Origin of the sequence: Dietzia cercidiphylli (genome assembly GCF_014145145.1) — a bacterium.
Taxonomy (GTDB): domain Bacteria; phylum Actinomycetota; class Actinomycetes; order Mycobacteriales; family Mycobacteriaceae; genus Dietzia; species Dietzia natronolimnaea.
This window is the reverse complement of record NZ_JAALEA010000041.1, coordinates 1-14672: the sequence shown is the minus strand read 5'-3', so window position 1 is coordinate 14672 and position 14672 is coordinate 1. Positions and strand designations below refer to the sequence as shown.

Annotated in this window: 13 protein-coding genes and 1 pseudogene; 7 read left to right on the top strand and 7 right to left on the bottom strand. The window is 71.3% G+C overall.

Annotation, left to right across the window (positions count from 1 at the left end):
* The 3 genes from G6028_RS02320 to msrB form a co-directional block, all read left to right on the top strand.
* A partial coding sequence (locus tag G6028_RS02320) for an alpha/beta hydrolase (protein WP_182657928.1) occupies positions 1-605 on the top strand: 605 nt, incomplete at its 5' end.
* Between the two features lie 49 nt (positions 606-654).
* Positions 655-1851 carry a glycosyltransferase family 87 protein gene (locus tag G6028_RS02315; RefSeq protein ID WP_338404122.1) on the top strand — a complete coding sequence of 399 codons (1197 nt, stop codon included), beginning with the start codon at positions 655-657 and terminating at the stop codon, positions 1849-1851.
* A 9-nt stretch (positions 1852-1860) separates the two neighbouring features.
* Positions 1861-2301 (top strand): peptide-methionine (R)-S-oxide reductase MsrB, encoded by a 441-nt coding sequence (msrB, locus tag G6028_RS02310; RefSeq protein ID WP_182657927.1) that lies wholly within the window; start codon positions 1861-1863, stop codon positions 2299-2301.
* Between the two features lie 78 nt (positions 2302-2379).
* Here the strand turns inward: msrB and hemQ are convergent, their stop codons facing one another.
* The 3 genes from hemQ to hemE are packed head-to-tail and all read right to left on the bottom strand — an operon-like array spanning position 2380 to position 5579.
* Positions 2380-3075 carry a hydrogen peroxide-dependent heme synthase gene (gene hemQ / locus G6028_RS02305; RefSeq protein WP_182638614.1) on the bottom strand — a complete coding sequence of 232 codons (696 nt, stop codon included), beginning with the start codon at positions 3073-3075 and terminating at the stop codon, positions 2380-2382.
* A 3-nt stretch (positions 3076-3078) separates the two neighbouring features.
* Positions 3079-4461 carry a protoporphyrinogen oxidase gene (gene hemG / locus G6028_RS02300; protein ID WP_182657926.1) on the bottom strand — a complete coding sequence of 461 codons (1383 nt, stop codon included), beginning with the start codon at positions 4459-4461 and terminating at the stop codon, positions 3079-3081.
* Positions 4462-4463: 2 nt separating this feature from the next.
* Entirely contained in the window at positions 4464-5579 is a 1116-nt protein-coding gene (gene hemE, locus G6028_RS02295; protein ID WP_182657925.1) for a uroporphyrinogen decarboxylase, read from the bottom strand.
* Positions 5580-5685: 106 nt separating this feature from the next.
* Between hemE and G6028_RS02290 the strand changes: the two genes are divergently transcribed.
* Both G6028_RS02290 and G6028_RS02285 read left to right on the top strand, forming a co-directional pair.
* A complete protein-coding gene (locus tag G6028_RS02290) occupies positions 5686-6273 on the top strand; it encodes a DUF3000 domain-containing protein (RefSeq protein ID WP_179525398.1) in 588 nt (195 codons plus the stop codon).
* Complete coding sequence (locus tag G6028_RS02285) at positions 6270-7508, top strand: HRDC domain-containing protein (protein ID WP_182657924.1); 1239 nt, start codon at positions 6270-6272, stop codon at positions 7506-7508. Before G6028_RS02290 ends, G6028_RS02285 begins: the two co-directional genes overlap by 4 nt.
* Positions 7509-7520: 12 nt before the next feature.
* Here the strand turns inward: G6028_RS02285 and dxs are convergent, their stop codons facing one another.
* The 3 genes from dxs to G6028_RS02270 all read right to left on the bottom strand — a co-directional run bounded on the left by dxs (position 7521) and on the right by G6028_RS02270 (position 12841).
* The gene (gene dxs / locus G6028_RS02280; RefSeq protein ID WP_182641609.1) at positions 7521-9410 is read right to left on the bottom strand and encodes a 1-deoxy-D-xylulose-5-phosphate synthase; all 1890 of its coding nucleotides are present in this window, start codon (positions 9408-9410) and stop codon (positions 7521-7523) included.
* Positions 9411-9527: 117 nt separating this feature from the next.
* A complete protein-coding gene (locus tag G6028_RS02275; RefSeq protein WP_182657923.1) occupies positions 9528-10853 on the bottom strand; it encodes a class I SAM-dependent RNA methyltransferase in 1326 nt (441 codons plus the stop codon).
* Positions 10850-12841 (bottom strand): amino acid permease, encoded by a 1992-nt coding sequence (locus tag G6028_RS02270; protein WP_182657929.1) that lies wholly within the window; start codon positions 12839-12841, stop codon positions 10850-10852. The genes G6028_RS02275 and G6028_RS02270 overlap by 4 nt, the downstream gene beginning before the upstream one ends.
* 114 nt (positions 12842-12955) lie before the next feature.
* Here G6028_RS02270 and G6028_RS02265 point away from each other — a divergent pair, with 114 nt between their 5' ends.
* Positions 12956-13618 (top strand): potassium channel family protein, encoded by a 663-nt coding sequence (locus G6028_RS02265; RefSeq protein WP_182609328.1) that lies wholly within the window; start codon positions 12956-12958, stop codon positions 13616-13618.
* Positions 13619-13724: 106 nt separating this feature from the next.
* Positions 13725-14384, top strand: coding sequence for a potassium channel family protein (locus tag G6028_RS02260; protein ID WP_182609329.1), 660 nt, complete (start codon positions 13725-13727; stop codon positions 14382-14384).
* A gap of 7 nt (positions 14385-14391) precedes the next feature.
* On the opposite strand, the pseudogene G6028_RS02255 reads toward G6028_RS02260, so the two are convergent.
* A pseudogene (locus G6028_RS02255) lies at positions 14392-14672 on the bottom strand (hypothetical protein); the annotation flags it as partial.

Sequence of the window (14672 nt, the reverse complement as noted above, 5' to 3'; positions counted from 1 at the left end):
CACGGGACCCGGGTGCCCGCGTGCCCGCCGCCCTCCTGTCCGACGTCATCCGCTCCGCCCTCGCCGACCTGTCCGGTGCCTCCGCGGCGGAGGCGTCCGAGGGGGACGTGATCCTCGGCGACATCGCGGAGGCGGGCCCGGGCGCGGACTCGCCCGGATCCCCGGTGCGTGCCCGGGCGGAGGCGTTGACGAGCTCGTCACTGCCCTATGTCGCGGGGTGCTCCGATCTGCCCCGGCGGGTGCCGGTGAGCCGCGTCCCGGAACTCGCAGCCGAATGGACGGATGACGCACCCTTCGGGGAGATCCTCGCCGCCCAGCTGTCCGCGTGTTCGACCTGGCCCGTCCCGGGAGAGTCCACGCTGGAACTACCTGGCGCCGCGCCCGTGCTGCTGATGGGTGGGATCGCGGACCCGGTGGCCGGTGCCGCCGCGCTGGAACCCACCGCGGGGATGCTGTCGGCCGCAGGGGCCGGCGACATCCGGGTCCTCACCTGGGGTGCACCCGGATCGCGCGTGGTCCTCCACTCCGCGTGCGCCAGATCGACCGTCACGGAGTTCCTCGCCGACCCGGCCACCGTCGACCGTTCCGTGGCCTGTCCCTCCTGACCGGGGCGCCTGCGTGGGGGACGCGACCCGGGCCGGTAGCCTGCACACCGTGCCGTTGCCGACCCGAAGCGCTGACTCCGTGCCCCGCCTGCTGAACCACATCCTGTGGCCGCTGGCGATCATGACCGTGATCCACCGCGTCCTGATCAAGGCCGTCAACGGATCGATCACCAACGACTTCGGGACCGTCTACGCGGCGACCAGACGCTTCCTGGCCGGTGAACCCGTGTACAGCGAGAACCTGCTCACGGTCCAGCCGCACTACCTCTACGCCCCGAGCGGCACCTTCCTGCTGGCCCCCTTCGGCGTGATCGACAACTACACCGTCGCGCGGTGGTTGTTCATCCTCGTCAACACCGCGGCGATCATCGGCGCGCTGTGGCTCCTCATGAGGTTGTTCGACCTCGACGTACGGTCGTTCGCGGCCCCGGCGATCCTCCTGGGGGCCTTCTGCACCGAGGCGGTCACCAACACCCTGGTCTTCACCAACGTCAACGGCGTGATCTTCCTGTGCCAGGTGGCGTTCCTGTACCTCCTCCACCGCCGGAGACTGTGGTGGGCCGGTGTGGCCATGGGCCTGTCCCTGGCCATCAAACCGATGCTCGCGCCACTACTGGTCCTCCCCCTCATCCGCCGTCAGTGGCAGCCCTTCGTCGCCGCCGTGGCGATCCCCGCCGCCGCCATGGCCGCGGGCTGGGCGCTCACCGTCGACGCCGGGCGGTACCTCGAGGTGACCGCGCCGTACATGAGCGAGGTCCGCGACTACTACAACAGCTCCCTCGCCGGCCTCGGCCTGTACTACGGTGTCCCCGAACCACTCATCCTGGTGGCCCGGATCCTCATCGTGGTGGCCACCCTGGTGGCCGTGTGGCTCCTGCTGGACTACCGGCACAACCACGAGGTGCTGTGGTTGGCCACCACCTCCGGTGTCATCCTGGCCGGTGTGTTCCTGGTCTCCAGCCTGGGGCAGATGTACTACTCGATGATGCTGATCCCGATCATGCTCACCGTGGTCCTGGACAAGTCCTTCGTGCGCAACTGGCCCGCCTGGCTGGCGGCGTACGGGTTCTTCACCCTGGACTTCTGGGAGTCGGCCCGGTGGCCGTACTACGGGCGACTGCTGGAGTTCGCCCATCCCACGCTCGGATGGCTGTTGTTGCTGTGCACGGTGTTGGTGATCCTGCTGTGGCGGCGCACGGACCCGCGGCGACACGAGCGGATCGCACCGGCCGCCGCGGCGGCGTAGCCTGCGGACATGAGTGAGCGCACCGACACCCCCTCCAGCACTCCACAACCGGACTTCACCCTCGACGATGCGGAATGGCGCCGCAGACTGACCCCCGAGGAGTACCAGGTCCTGCGCCGGGCCGGCACCGAGCGGCCGTACACCGGGGAGTACACCGACACCAAGACCGAAGGGGTCTACCGCTGCCGCGGCTGCGGGGCCGAGCTGTTCCGCAGTGACGCCAAGTTCGACTCCTACTGCGGCTGGCCCTCGTTCTTCACGCCTCTGGCCGGTGGGGCCGTCATCGAGCGGACCGACACCTCGCTCGGGATGACCCGCACCGAGGTGGTGTGTGCGAACTGCCACGGACATCTCGGTCACGTGTTCTCCGGCGAGGGCTACCCCACCCCCACGGACCTGCGGTACTGCATCAACTCGCTGAGCATGACCCTCGAGCCCGCCGAGGACTGAACGCACAACGCAGGGGCCGGCCGGGACGTTGTGGTCCCGGCCGGCCCCTCGCGTCGATCCCCGCGGCGCTGAGCCGTCTCAGGGCATCGTGGTGGCCAACTGCTCGGCGCTGATCCGGGGCCCGGTGAAGAACGGGACCTCTTCACGGACGTGACGCCGCGCCTCTGTGCTGCGCATGACGCGCATCAGGTCCACGATCCGGTCCAGCTGCGGGGCCTCGAAGGCCAGGAGCCATTCGTAGTCGCCCAGAGAGAACGACGGCACGGTGTTGGCCCGGACGTCCGGGTACTCGCGGGCGGCGCGCCCGTGCTCGGCGAGGATCTGGCGACGCTCCTCGTCGGGGAGCAGGTACCACTCGTAGGAGCGGACAAAGGGGTACACGGAGATGTACGCGCCCGGCTCCTCCTCGGCGAGGAACGCCGGGATGTGGCTCTTGTTGAACTCGGCCGGTCGGTGCAGAGCGGTGTTGGACCAGTAGGACGTGCTGGCCCGACCCAGGATCGTGGTGCGCCGGAACTCGTTGTAGAACCGCTGCAGGTCCTCGATGTGCTCAGCGTGGGTCCAGATCATGAAGTCGGCCTCGGCGCGGAGCCCCGAGACGTCGTACAGTCCGCGGACCACCACGTCGGTGCCGTCGAACCGGGCGAGGAACCGCTCGAGGTCCGCGGTGACCGCGGCCCGGTCCTCCCCCAGCTCCCCGGGCGTCACGGTGAAGACCGAGAACATCAGGTAGCGGAGCGTCGAGTTGAGCTTCTTGTAGTCAAGGCGTGCCATGGCTCAATCCTGCCACCCGGCGGCCAACCGCCGGGCCGCGGCCCGTGCCGAACCGATGCACGCGGGCACTCCGACCCCCTCGGTCGCCCCTCCGACCACTTCCACCCCGGGCAACCGGTCCGCCAGTTCGGCCCGTACGCCCGCGATCCGGTCGGCGTGCCCCGGACCGATCTCGGCGAGCGCGTCCTCCCAGCGGCGCACACGCGAGTACAGGATCGTCGGTGCGGATCCGCACACCCCGGCCAGGGCGGACTCGGCCATCCGGGCCAGTGCGATGTCGTCCGCGGTGAGCACGTCGTCGTCGTCGAGCCGACCGAACGACACCCGCACCAGGTGACCCGGTCGGGTGTCGAGGTGAGGCCACTTGCGACTGGTGAAGGTCATCGCCTTGAACGGGACCGGCTCGTCGGTGGCCACCAACACCCCGGAGAGCTCGGGCAGGTCGAGCCCCCGGTCCACCTCCATCGCCACCACAGCGGACGAGGCGGTCCGGATCCCGGACAGGCCGGACACGGCGCCGTCGACCCCACCGGCGGCGGCCAGGAGCGGCGCGGCGTGGGGGACGGGGACGGCGACGACGACGAGGTCGGCGTTCTCGACCCACGACCCGCGGGCTCCGGTGACCGTCAGGGTGTACCCGGAGGGCTCGCGATGGATCGCGGTGCAGGTGGCGTGAGAGCGGACCGTGGCACCCGAGGCCTCGGCGAGCGCGGACACGAGCCCCCTGTACCCGCCGTCGAGGGTGGCGAACACGGGCCCCGGCACCCGGTTGCCCACGAGCTCACCGATCGCGGCGGTCAGCGTCGGTGCGCCGCGGTCCAGCGCCTCGGCGAGACCGGGGATGACCTGCCGCAGGCCGAGTCCCGAGCTGGGGGCGGCGTACACCCCGCCGAGCATGGGATCGACGAGCCGCGAGACCACCGCGTCGCCGAACCGGTCGGCCACGAGCCGGCCCAGCGAGACGTCCCCGCCGGGTTCCCACTCCAGCGGCGTGTCCGTCTCACGGGCGGCGACGGCCGACTCACCGGGGCTCAGCACACCGGACAGGCCGGCCACGTCGGACGGCAGCCCCATGAGGGTGCCGACCGGCATCGGGACCAGTCGACCGTCGGTGAGGATCGCCGGGCCGAGCGGTCCGGGGTGCCGCAGGGTGTCTGTCAGCCCCAGCTCGGCGACGAGCTCGGAGGCCTCCGGTCGGCGACCGATGAATGCCTCGGCCCCCAGCTCCATGGGGCCGGACGGGAAGTCGACGGTGTGCAACGCCCCACCGAGGGAGTCCGACGCCTCGAGGACCGTGATCCGTGCGCCGGGCAGGTCGAGGGAGAGCTGATAGGCGGCGGTGAGTCCGCTGAGACCGCCACCGACCACCGCGACACGAGGGGGCATCCCTACGTCCCGGTCAGCTCGTGGACCAGCTCGACCACGTGGGTCACGGCACCCGGGTCGGTGGCGGGCAGGACGCCGTGCCCGAGGTTGAACACGTGCCCGCGGGCGCCCAGCTCACGTGCCCGCGCCCCCTCGTCGAGGATCCTCCGGACCTCGGAGTCCAGCGCCTGACGGTCGGCGAAGAGCATGGCGGGGTCGAGGTTGCCCTGGAGCACCTTGCCCGGAGCCCGCACCGCGGCGTCGTCGAGCGGGATGCGCCAGTCCACACCGACGACCTCTGGACCGGCCTCACCCATCGCCCCGAGCAGTTCTCCGGTGCCCACGCCGAAGTGGGTGCGGGGAACCGTGGAGATCACCTCGTCGGCGAAGATCCCGGTGGAGTGCGGGAGCACCATCGACCGGTAGTCCCGCAGGCTCAGCGCCCCGGCCCACGAGTCGAACAGCTGGACGGCGTCCACGCCCGCATCGATCTGCGCGCGCAGGAACACCGTGGTCAGGTCCGCCAACTTGGACATCAGTGCATGCCAGACGTCGGGGCGGGAGTACATCAGGGACTTCGTGTGCTCATGGTTACGGCTCGGTCCGCCCTCGATGAGGTAGGAGGCGAGGGTGAAGGGGGCGCCGGCGAAGCCGATGAGCGCGACCTCCGGGTCGAGCTCCGCCACCACCATGCGGACCGCCTCGCCGATCTTCTCGAGCCGGTCCGGGGTGAGATCGGGAAGCGCGGCGACCCCGGCCTCGTCGCGGATCGGCGATGCTACCACGGGCCCGGTGCCCGGCACGATGTCGATGTCCACACCCGCCGCCGCCAGCGGGATGACGATGTCGGAGAAGAAGATCGCGGCGTCCACCCCGTGACGGCGGACCGGCTGCAGGGTGACCTCGCAGGTCATCTCGGGGTCGAAACAGGCCTCGAGCATGGTGCTCCCGGTCCGGAGTTCGCGATACTCGGGAAGCGAGCGACCCGCCTGACGCATGAACCACACCGGCGTGTGAGCGGCACCGGTGCCCCCGACTTCGTCGAGGTAGGGGCCGGTCCCGGCCCGGCGCGCGGTGGCGCGGCCGGCGCCCTGGGTGTCAACGGACCTGGGATTCGAGGGCACATCGGAGTTCAGCACCCCCCCATGGTCCCACGAGTGCGCCACCGGGGCCCTCCACCCCACCCCGGTGGGCGACGGCGCGCCTCCTCGGGACGCCGCCGGGTGGTGGCTAGCGTGACGACCCGTGAGCACATCGGTCAATGACGGCGAGCCCGAGGTCTTCCGGGAGGCGGTCGAGTCGCTGTCCCGGCTCGAGGTCCGCCCTGAGATCTCTGTCGGCCCGATCCGTCCGCCGCAGAGACTGGCGCCGTACAGTCATGCGCTCGGGGTGGAGATCATCCCGCCGACCGGGGACGATGTGCCCGAGTTCTCCGACGGGGACGCGTTCGGTCGGCTGATCCTCCTCCACGACCCCTCCGGGGACGACGCGTGGAACGGCACGCTGCGGCTGGTCGCCTACATCCAGGCCGACATGGAGGCCTCACTCGCGGGCGATCCCCTGCTGCCCCAGGTCGCCTGGAGTTGGCTCACCGAGGCGCTCGACGAGGACGCCGGACCGTACACGTCGCTGGGCGGAACCGTCACCAGCACCGCGTCGGTCCGCTACGGCGACATCTCCGGACCACCCCAGGCCCACCAGCTCGAGTTGCGCGCGTCGTGGACCGCCCTCGAGTCGAACCTGACCGGTCACGCCTCCGCCTTCTGCAAGACGCTCTCCCTGGCGGCCGGACTCCCGCCGGTCGGCGTGACCTCCCTGCATCGTCGGGCGTGAGCGGCCGACGACGCGGAGAGACCCCGCCGGGGGCGCCGCCGCCCCCGGCGGAGTACGAGTTCGTGGACGACGCCTCCGGCATCGGGTCGGTCGCCTCCGTCGTGGAGTCCTCGGCCGGACCGGTCGCGGTGGACGTCGAGCGCGCGTCGGGGATCCGCTACTCCGAGCGCGCCTTCCTCCTGCAACTACGCCCCGCCGGCGGGGCCGCACTGCTGGTGGACCCCGAGACGCCGGGCCAGACGGTCGGGCCGCTCGCGGGCGTCCTCTCCGGACGCCCCCTGCTCCTGCATGCCGCGAGCCAGGACCTCCCGTCACTCCGTGAGCTCGGGATCAGGCCGACGTCTGTCATCGACACCGAACTGGCCGGGCGGTTCCTCGGGATGGAACGGGTGAACCTCGGGGCGATGATCTCGGAGCACCTGGGCATCGGGCTGGCCAAGGCCCACTCGGCGGCGGACTGGTCGCGACGCCCGTTGCCCGCATCCTGGCTCGACTACGCCGCCTACGACGTCCTCTTCCTCCACGAACTGGCGGACGCGGTACTCCCCCGGCTCGACGAACTCGGCCGCCGCGACTGGTTCGAGGCCGAGTGCCGACACCTCGTCGACTCGGATCCGCCCGCCCCCGCCCCGGATCCCTGGCGCAGGCTGGCCCGCCTGACCTCCCTGCGCGACGCCCGCCAACTCGCCCGGGCACGGGAGTTGTGGATGGCGCGTGACCGGGTGGCCGCGGAGCGAGACATCGCTCCCAAGAGGCTGCTCACCGATGCGGCGATCATCGAGGCGGCACGCACCGCGCCGACGAACCGCACCGACCTGCTCGCGATCGAGGGGTTCGACGGCCCGCACCGCAGACGCCTGGCGGACGAGTGGCTGGCGGCGTTGGAGTGGGCCGCCGAACTCGGGCGTGGCGACCTCCCCTCCCGCCAGGCGCCGCGCGGGGAGCACCCCCCGCACACCAGTTGGAAGCGGACCGACCCGGGGGCGGCGGCGCTCCTGGACTCCGCGCGCGAGGCGCTCGGTGAGCTCGCCGAGGAGGTGGGAATCGAACAGGGGCTGCTGCTCAAGGCGTCGACGCTCCGGTTGTGGGCGTGGCGGGCCGCCACCACCGACTCCGCCGACGACGCGGCGCTACTGCACCGGGTCCTGCAGGCCGAGGGTGCCCGCCGCTGGCAGATCGAACTGACGGAGGCTCCGCTGCTGGGCGCCGTGCACGAGTTCAGAGCGGAGAGCTGAGGGCGTCCGGACTCAGCTCTCGACCCGGTCGCCGAGGCGCTGGCGGATCCCGCGGGCGATCCCCTCCGCGGTCAACCCGGCGTCGGCGAGGATCTCACCGCGGGAGGCGTGGTCGAGGAACTCCTGGGGTATCCCCAGGGCGAGTCGGTCCACCCTGACCCCGGCGCGCTCCAGACTCGCGGAGACCGCCGACCCGACGCCACCGTGGAGCCCGTTGTCCTCGACGGTCACCACGAGCTGTCGACCCCGGGCGGAGTCGACGACCGAGTGCGGGACCGGATAGACCCATCGTGGATCGACCACGTCGACAGCGACACCGGCGGTCTCGAGTTCCCGGGCCGCGGCCAGCGACGGCGCGACCATCGACCCGACGGCGACGACGAGGACGTCGGCGTCGCCGGACCCGTGCACCCGGTCGACGCCGTCGGTACTGGTCTCCAGTGCCGGGACGGGTTCACCGACCGAACCCTTGGGAAAGCGCACGACGGTCGGCCCGTCGGTCACCTCGACGGCCTCCCGGAGCTCCGCGCGCAGGGTCTCGGCGTCGCGCGGTGCGGCCACCCGAACCCCGGGGACGATCCCCGTCAACGACAGGTCCCACATCCCGTTGTGACTGGCGCCGTCGGGGCCGGTCACCCCGGAGCGGTCGAGCACCAGGGTGACCGGCTGCCCGAGGAGCGCGACGTCCATGAGCAGCTGGTCGAACGCACGGTTGAGGAAGGTCGAGTACACGGCCACCACCGGGTGCATCCCCCCGAGCGCCAGTCCGGCGGCCGAGGCCACGGCGTGCTGCTCGGCGATGCCCACGTCGAACATCCGGTCCGGGAAACGTTCACCGAACGCCGTCAGTCCGGTCGGCCCGGCCATGGCCGCGGTGATGGCCACGACGTCGTCCCGTTCGGCACCGATCTCGCACAGTTCGGCGGAGAAGACCGACGTCCAGTCGACCGCGGACGACTCCGAGAGCGGTCGGCCGGTGTCGGGGTCGATGACCCCGGTCGCGTGCATGAGGTCGGCGACGTTGTTCTCCGCGTGGACGTACCCCATGCCCTTGCGTGTGACCACGTGGACCACCACCGGGCCGCCGAAGTCCTTGGCCAGCCGCAGCGCGGCCTCGGTGGCGGCCAGGTTGTGTCCGTCCACCGGCCCCATGTACTTCAGTCCCAGGTCGGCGAACAGCTCCTGCGGCGACACCACGTCCTTCAGGCCTGTCTTGATCCCGTGCAGGATCGAGTACACGGCCTTGCCGACGACGTCCTTGCGCGCGCCCAGGGTGCGCTTGGTGTGGTCCATCGCCTTCTCGTAGGCGGGCTGTAGCCTCAGGACCCCGAGTCGTTCGGCCAGGCCTCCGATCGTGGGGGAATACGATCGTCCGTTGTCGTTGACGACGATCACCATGGGCCGGTCTTTGCCGGCCGCGATGTTGTTGAGCGCCTCCCAGGCCATCCCGCCGGTCATCGCGCCGTCGCCGATCACGGCCACGACGGTGCGGTCGGTCTCCCCGCGCAGGGAGTACGCCTTGGCGAGACCGTCGGCGTAGGACAGCGACGAGGTGGCGTGCGAGGACTCGACGACGTCGTGGTCGCTCTCCGCGCGGCACGGGTATCCCGACAATCCGCCGCGGGTACGGAGCCCGTCGAACTGCTCACGACGACCGGTGACGATCTTGTGGACGTACGACTGGTGTCCGGTGTCGAAGACGATGGGGTCCCGGGGGGAGTCGAAGACCCGGTGCAGGGCGATGGTCAACTCCACCACACCGAGATTGGGGCCGAGGTGCCCGCCGGTGGCGGAGACCTTTCTGATGAGGAACTCCCGGATCTCGCCGCAGAGCCGGACCAGCTCGTCGGGTCCGAGTGCACGGAGGTCGGAGGGGCCGTTCACCTGATCGAGCACACTCATTGCCGTCGACTGCCCCTTCCCTGGCCGCACCCCTCAGGGTCGAACCAACAGTCTACGGGCAATCGGCGCGAGACCCCGCCGGCGCCTCGGCCGGTCGAGGTGCGCCACAGGGTCGGGTCAGCGCGCGCGGGGGGAATCGAGGACGGCGAGACCCTCCACGTGGTGCGTCGCGGGGAACGCGGCCACCCCCCGCAGGTCCGTCAGCGTCCAGCCGGCCGTCACCAGGACCCCGACGTCGCGGGCCAGACTCGCCGGGTCGCACCCCACGTGGATGATCCGCGACGCCGTTCCGCCCGCGAGCGCGGTCATCACGTCGATCCCCGCACCACCCCTCGGCGGGTCCAGGATCACGAGATCGGGCTCACCGTTCCGGTCGGTCCCACCGACCGTCCGGTCGAGGAACGTCTCGACCCGCGCAGCCACCGGGACGACCCCCGGGCCGACGTCGAGGGCGGTCCCCACCGCGTCGAGAGACGGACGTGCGGATTCGACGATGGTCAGCTGCGCGCGAGGGGCGACGTCGAGCACCGCCGCGGAGAACAGGCCCGCCCCCCCGTAGAGATCCCAGACCACCGGCTCCGCCGGTAACCCCGCGGTGGCGGACACCGCGCGGCGGACGAGATCGGAGTAGTGCACGGCAGCGGATCTGTGCGACTGCCAGAATGCGTCGACCGGTAGCCGCCAGGTGTGCTCGCCGACCCGTCGGGTGACGGTGGGGGGACCCATCACGGGCTCCCATGCCCCGGCGCGGGAGGACCGGGCCCGCGCCCGGGTCGCCACACCCCTCCGGGACCCGCGATCGCGCCCCCGTGTCGCCGGTTCGGTGACCGGTCGGTGAGCGACGTGGACCTCCCCGTCGTCCCCCAGGACCCCGAGGACCTCTCGGTGCGGACCTACGCCCGCGGTCCGGACCGCCTCCGCGAGCCGCGGGTCCGCCTGGACACAGGGTTCGGTCACCACCTCACGCGACCGCGACCGCCGGACGCCCGGCACCCCGTCGGACCCCGTCACCCACCGCGCGATCGTCCGCCACCCGGTACTCGCGCCGTCGCCGGCGGGAACCCCGACCGGAACGCGATCCGGGGTGGAGTGGATCCGCCCGATACGGCGGGCCTGGTCGGCCAGGACGGTCCCCGAGAACGCACGGGCGGCCGCCGGGTCGATGTGGCTCCAGTCGCAGCACCCCGCACCCGCCGCCGCGGCGGGGCACAGCGGGTCGATCCGGTCCACCGACCTCTCGAGTACGCCGGTCACGGTGCCGCGACAGAAGGCTCGTCCCGGGTCGTCGTGGATCATCACCTCGACCAGCTCCCCCGAGATCCCGCCCCGGCAGAACACCACCCGCCCGGAATGCCGGGCCACGAACTCCCCGCCCTGCGCGGGGCCCTCGATGCGCAGCCGGAGCACACGCCCCGTCCAGTCGGTTCTCTCCGTCCGGGTCATCGGTCCTCCGGTCCGCCCCAGCGCCCGATGATGGGTTCGTCACGCGCCTGGTCCGCGCGGCCGTCCGAGGACGACAGCTGCCACGGGACGCTGGTCACCATGACACCCCTCTCGTACAGCAGTCGGGTCTTCAGACGCAGCGCGCTCTGATTGTGCAGGAGCTGCTCCCACCAGTGGCCCACGACGTACTCCGGGATGTACACGATCACGACGTCCCGGGGCGACTGGTCACGCAATCGTTTCACGTAGTCGACCACCGGCCGGTTGATCTCCCGGTACGGCGACTCCACCACCTTGAGCGGCACGGAGATCCGCCGCTTCTCCCACTCGCGGACCAGGACCCGGGTCTCCGCCGTCTCGATGTTCACGGTGAGCGCCTCGATGGTGTCCGGTCGGGTCGCCCGCGCGTAGGCGAGTGCCCGGAGGGTGGGCAGGTGCAGTTTGGACACCAGCACCACACAGTGGGTGCGGCTCGGGAGGACGACCTCCCAGGACGAGTCCTCGAGTTCGCGCGCGACCGACTCGTAGTGACGATGGATGAGTTTCATGACCCCGAACACGGCCAGCATCGCCAGCACCGCGATGTAGGCGCCGGCGAAGAACTTCGTGCTCATGACGATCACCAGCACACCGGAGGTGAGGACGAACCCGACCGCGTTGACCGCCCGTGCGCGCTGCACCCGTCGCCGGACGGCGGGGATCTGCTCGTTGCCCAGCCGCCGGGTCCAGTGGCGGACCATGCCGAGCTGGCTCAGAGTGAAGGCCACGAAGACCCCGACGATGTAGAGCTGGATGAGCACGGTGACCTGCGCGTCGAACGCCACCACCAGGACGATCGCCGCCACGGCGAGCAGGACGATCCCGTTGGAGAACGCGAGCCGGTCCCCGCGCGTGGCGAGCTGCCTCGGCAGGTACTTGTCGCGCGCGAGCACCGAGGCGAGCACGGGGAAACCGTTGAAGGCGGTGTTCGCCGCGAGCACCAGGATGAGGGCGGTGATGGTCATGATCACGTAGAAGGCGACAGGGAGATCCGCGAAGACCGGGTCGGCCAGCTGCGCGATCATCGTCTTCTGCTGGTAGTCCTCCGGCGCACCGATCAGTTGGGTGGCCGGGTCCTCCGCGACCTGCACCCCGAGCTGGTTGGCCAGCACGATGAGCCCGAGCAGGAACGAGATGGATACCACGCCGAGCATGACCAGAGTCGTCGCGGCGTTCCTGGCCCTGGGGCTGCGGAACGCCGGCACGCCGTTGTGGATGGCCTCGACCCCGGTCAACGCGGCACAGCCCGAGGCGAAGGACTTGGCCACCACGAACGCGAGCGCGAGCCCGGCGACCGCCACGCCGTCGGGCGTGACGAGCTCGAACTCCGCGGACTCCGCCCTCAGGCCACGTCCAAGCACGCCGACCTGGAACAACCCCCACACCACCAGCGCGGTCATGGCCGCCATGAACGCGTAGACGGGGATGGCGAACGTCGCGCGGGACTCCCGGATGCCCCGGAGGTTGATCGCGGTGAGCAGGACGATCGCGATGACGGCGAACACCACCTCGTTCGAGTGCACGAACGGGATCGCGGAGCCGACGTTGGCGGCCGCCGCCGAGATCGACACCGCCACGGTGAGCACGTAGTCGATGAGGAGGGCCGCCCCCACACCCAGACCGGCGTTCGGCCCGAGATTGACGGTGGCGACCTCGTAGTCCCCCCCGCCCGACGGATACGCGCGGACGTTCTGCCGGTAGCAGGCGATCACGACCACCATGACCACCGCCACCGCGAGCCCGACCCACGGGGTGAACGCCAGCGCCGACACCCCGGCCAACGACAGGATGAGGAATATCTCCTCGGGGGCGTAGGCGACCGAGGACAACGCATCCGACGCGAAGACCGGCAACGCTATCCGCTTGCGCAGCGGGGTGTCCCCGGTGGTGTCGCTGCGGAAGGGGCGCCCCAACAGCAGGCGCTTGGTTCCGACGGAGACCCTGGAGATCCTGGACACCGACACATCGTAGGGCTCCGCGTGCCGCAGGGACAGCGCCGCCGACGAGGGTAGCGTGATCGGGACGGGTCCGCGCGTCGCGGACCGTGAGGAGCGGTACTGGCCATGAGGGTCATCATCATGGGCTGTGGGCGTGTCGGCGCGGCGCTCGCGACCGAGCTCGACGAGGGCGGTCACGAGGTCGTGGTGATCGACCGCGACCCCGCCGCGTTCGCCAGGTTGGCGGAGCAGTTCGACGGACGCACCGTCACCGGGCTCGGCTTCGATCGCGAGGTCCTCGTCGACGCCGGGTTACACGGGGCGGACGCGTTCGCGGCGGTCTCCTCCGGGGACAACTCCAACATCATCGCCGCGAGGGTGGCCCGCGAGACCTTCGGCGTCGAGCGGGTGATCGCCCGGATCTACGACGCCGGACGCGCCGAGGTCTACGAGCGGCTGGGCATTCCCACCGTCGCCACGGTGCCCTGGGCCACCGGCCGCCTCATCCGGTACATCACGTCCGGGTCGAGCCCGGTGGTCTGGCGCGATCAGACCGGCGAGGTGTCGCTCGTCGCCGTCGTCCCTCCGTCGGTGTGGGTCGGCGTGGGACTGGCGTCTCTCGCCGATCTGGTCGGTGGCACCGTGGTCGCGCTCACCCGCTTCGGGGAGTGCAGGGTGCCCGGCGGCAGCACTCTCGTGCAGGCCGACGACCTGATCCACCTCGCCGTTCCCTCGGGCGTGGTCGACGATCTCGACGACATCCTGGAGCGAGGACCATCTGATGACTGACCGACCCGTGACCGGCGATCCCGTCCCCGACGGTTCGGTCCCCGACTACGCCGACGGGGCCGGCCTGCTGGACCGCGCCCCCGCCCGCACGTTCCACGCCTCCACCATGCGGGTCCTGGTGGCCGGGGCCGGCGTGGTGGGACGATCGATCGCACGCGAACTCCTGGCCAACGACCACACCGTGACGCTGGTCGACAAGCGCGCGGCGGTCTTCGACCGCGACGGGGTGACCGGTGCCCGGCAACTCGTCGGCGACGCGTGCGAGTTGGGCTTCCTCGAACGACTCCGCGCGGAGGAGTCCGACGTGGTGGTCGCGGCCACCGGCGACGACAAGGTGAACCTGGTCGTGAGCCTGCTGGCCAAGACGGAGTTCGCCGTGTCCCGCGTGGTCGCCCGCGTCAACGACCCCCGGAACGAGTGGCTGTTCGACGACCGCTGGGGCGTCGACGTGGCCGTCTCCACCCCCCGACTCATGGTCTCCGTCGTGGAGGAGGCGGTCTCCGTCGGGGACGTCGTGCGGTTGATGACCCTGCGGCGCGGCGGCGCCAATCTGGTGAGCGTGACGCTGCCGGACCAGACCCCCCTCGCGGGCAGACCGGTCTCACGCGTCCGCTTCCCCCGGGACGCGGCGCTGGTGGCGATCCTCCGCGGGGGAAGGGTGATAGCCCCCGAACCCGACGTGCCGTTCGAACCGGGCGACGAGTTGCTGGTCGTGGCGCCGGAGGCCGCGGAGGCGGACCTGAGCACCGCGGTCCTCGGCGGCTGACCCACGCTCACCGATCCCGGCTTCCTCCACCGGGAACGGTGACGGCGACCTCCCGCCCGTAGCCCCACCCCGGGGCGAGCGGCAGCGCGTCCCCGCTCCAGAATCGGCCCGGGTCGTACCAACTGGCGTCGCCGGCCGGCAGCAGGACACCCATCGCCTCGAGTGTCATCCCGACCACCTCAGCGCAGTAGGCCGCCTCCACGCGCAGTGCGGGCCCGGAGTCCGCACGTCGGCGCCACGGGAGGCCGCTGCCCCGGCGCCCCGGGGCTCCGGCACCGCCGCTCCCTC

Excerpts from the sequence above, each read along its gene's own strand:
- dxs (WP_182641609.1), bottom strand. The coding sequence starts at position 9,410 with ATGAGTGTGCTCGATCAGGTGAACGGCCCCTCCGACCTCCGTGCACTC.
- G6028_RS02275 (WP_182657923.1), bottom strand. The coding sequence starts at position 10,853 with ATGACCCGGACGGAGAGAACCGACTGGACGGGGCGTGTGCTCCGGCTG.
- G6028_RS02260 (WP_182609329.1), top strand. The coding sequence starts at position 13,725 with ATGCGGGTCCTGGTGGCCGGGGCCGGCGTGGTGGGACGATCGATCGCA.
- G6028_RS02265 (WP_182609328.1), top strand. The coding sequence starts at position 12,956 with ATGAGGGTCATCATCATGGGCTGTGGGCGTGTCGGCGCGGCGCTCGCG.
- hemG (WP_182657926.1), bottom strand. The coding sequence starts at position 4,461 with ATGCCCCCTCGTGTCGCGGTGGTCGGTGGCGGTCTCAGCGGACTCACC.
- msrB (WP_182657927.1), top strand. The coding sequence starts at position 1,861 with ATGAGTGAGCGCACCGACACCCCCTCCAGCACTCCACAACCGGACTTC.
- hemQ (WP_182638614.1), bottom strand. The coding sequence starts at position 3,075 with ATGGCACGCCTTGACTACAAGAAGCTCAACTCGACGCTCCGCTACCTG.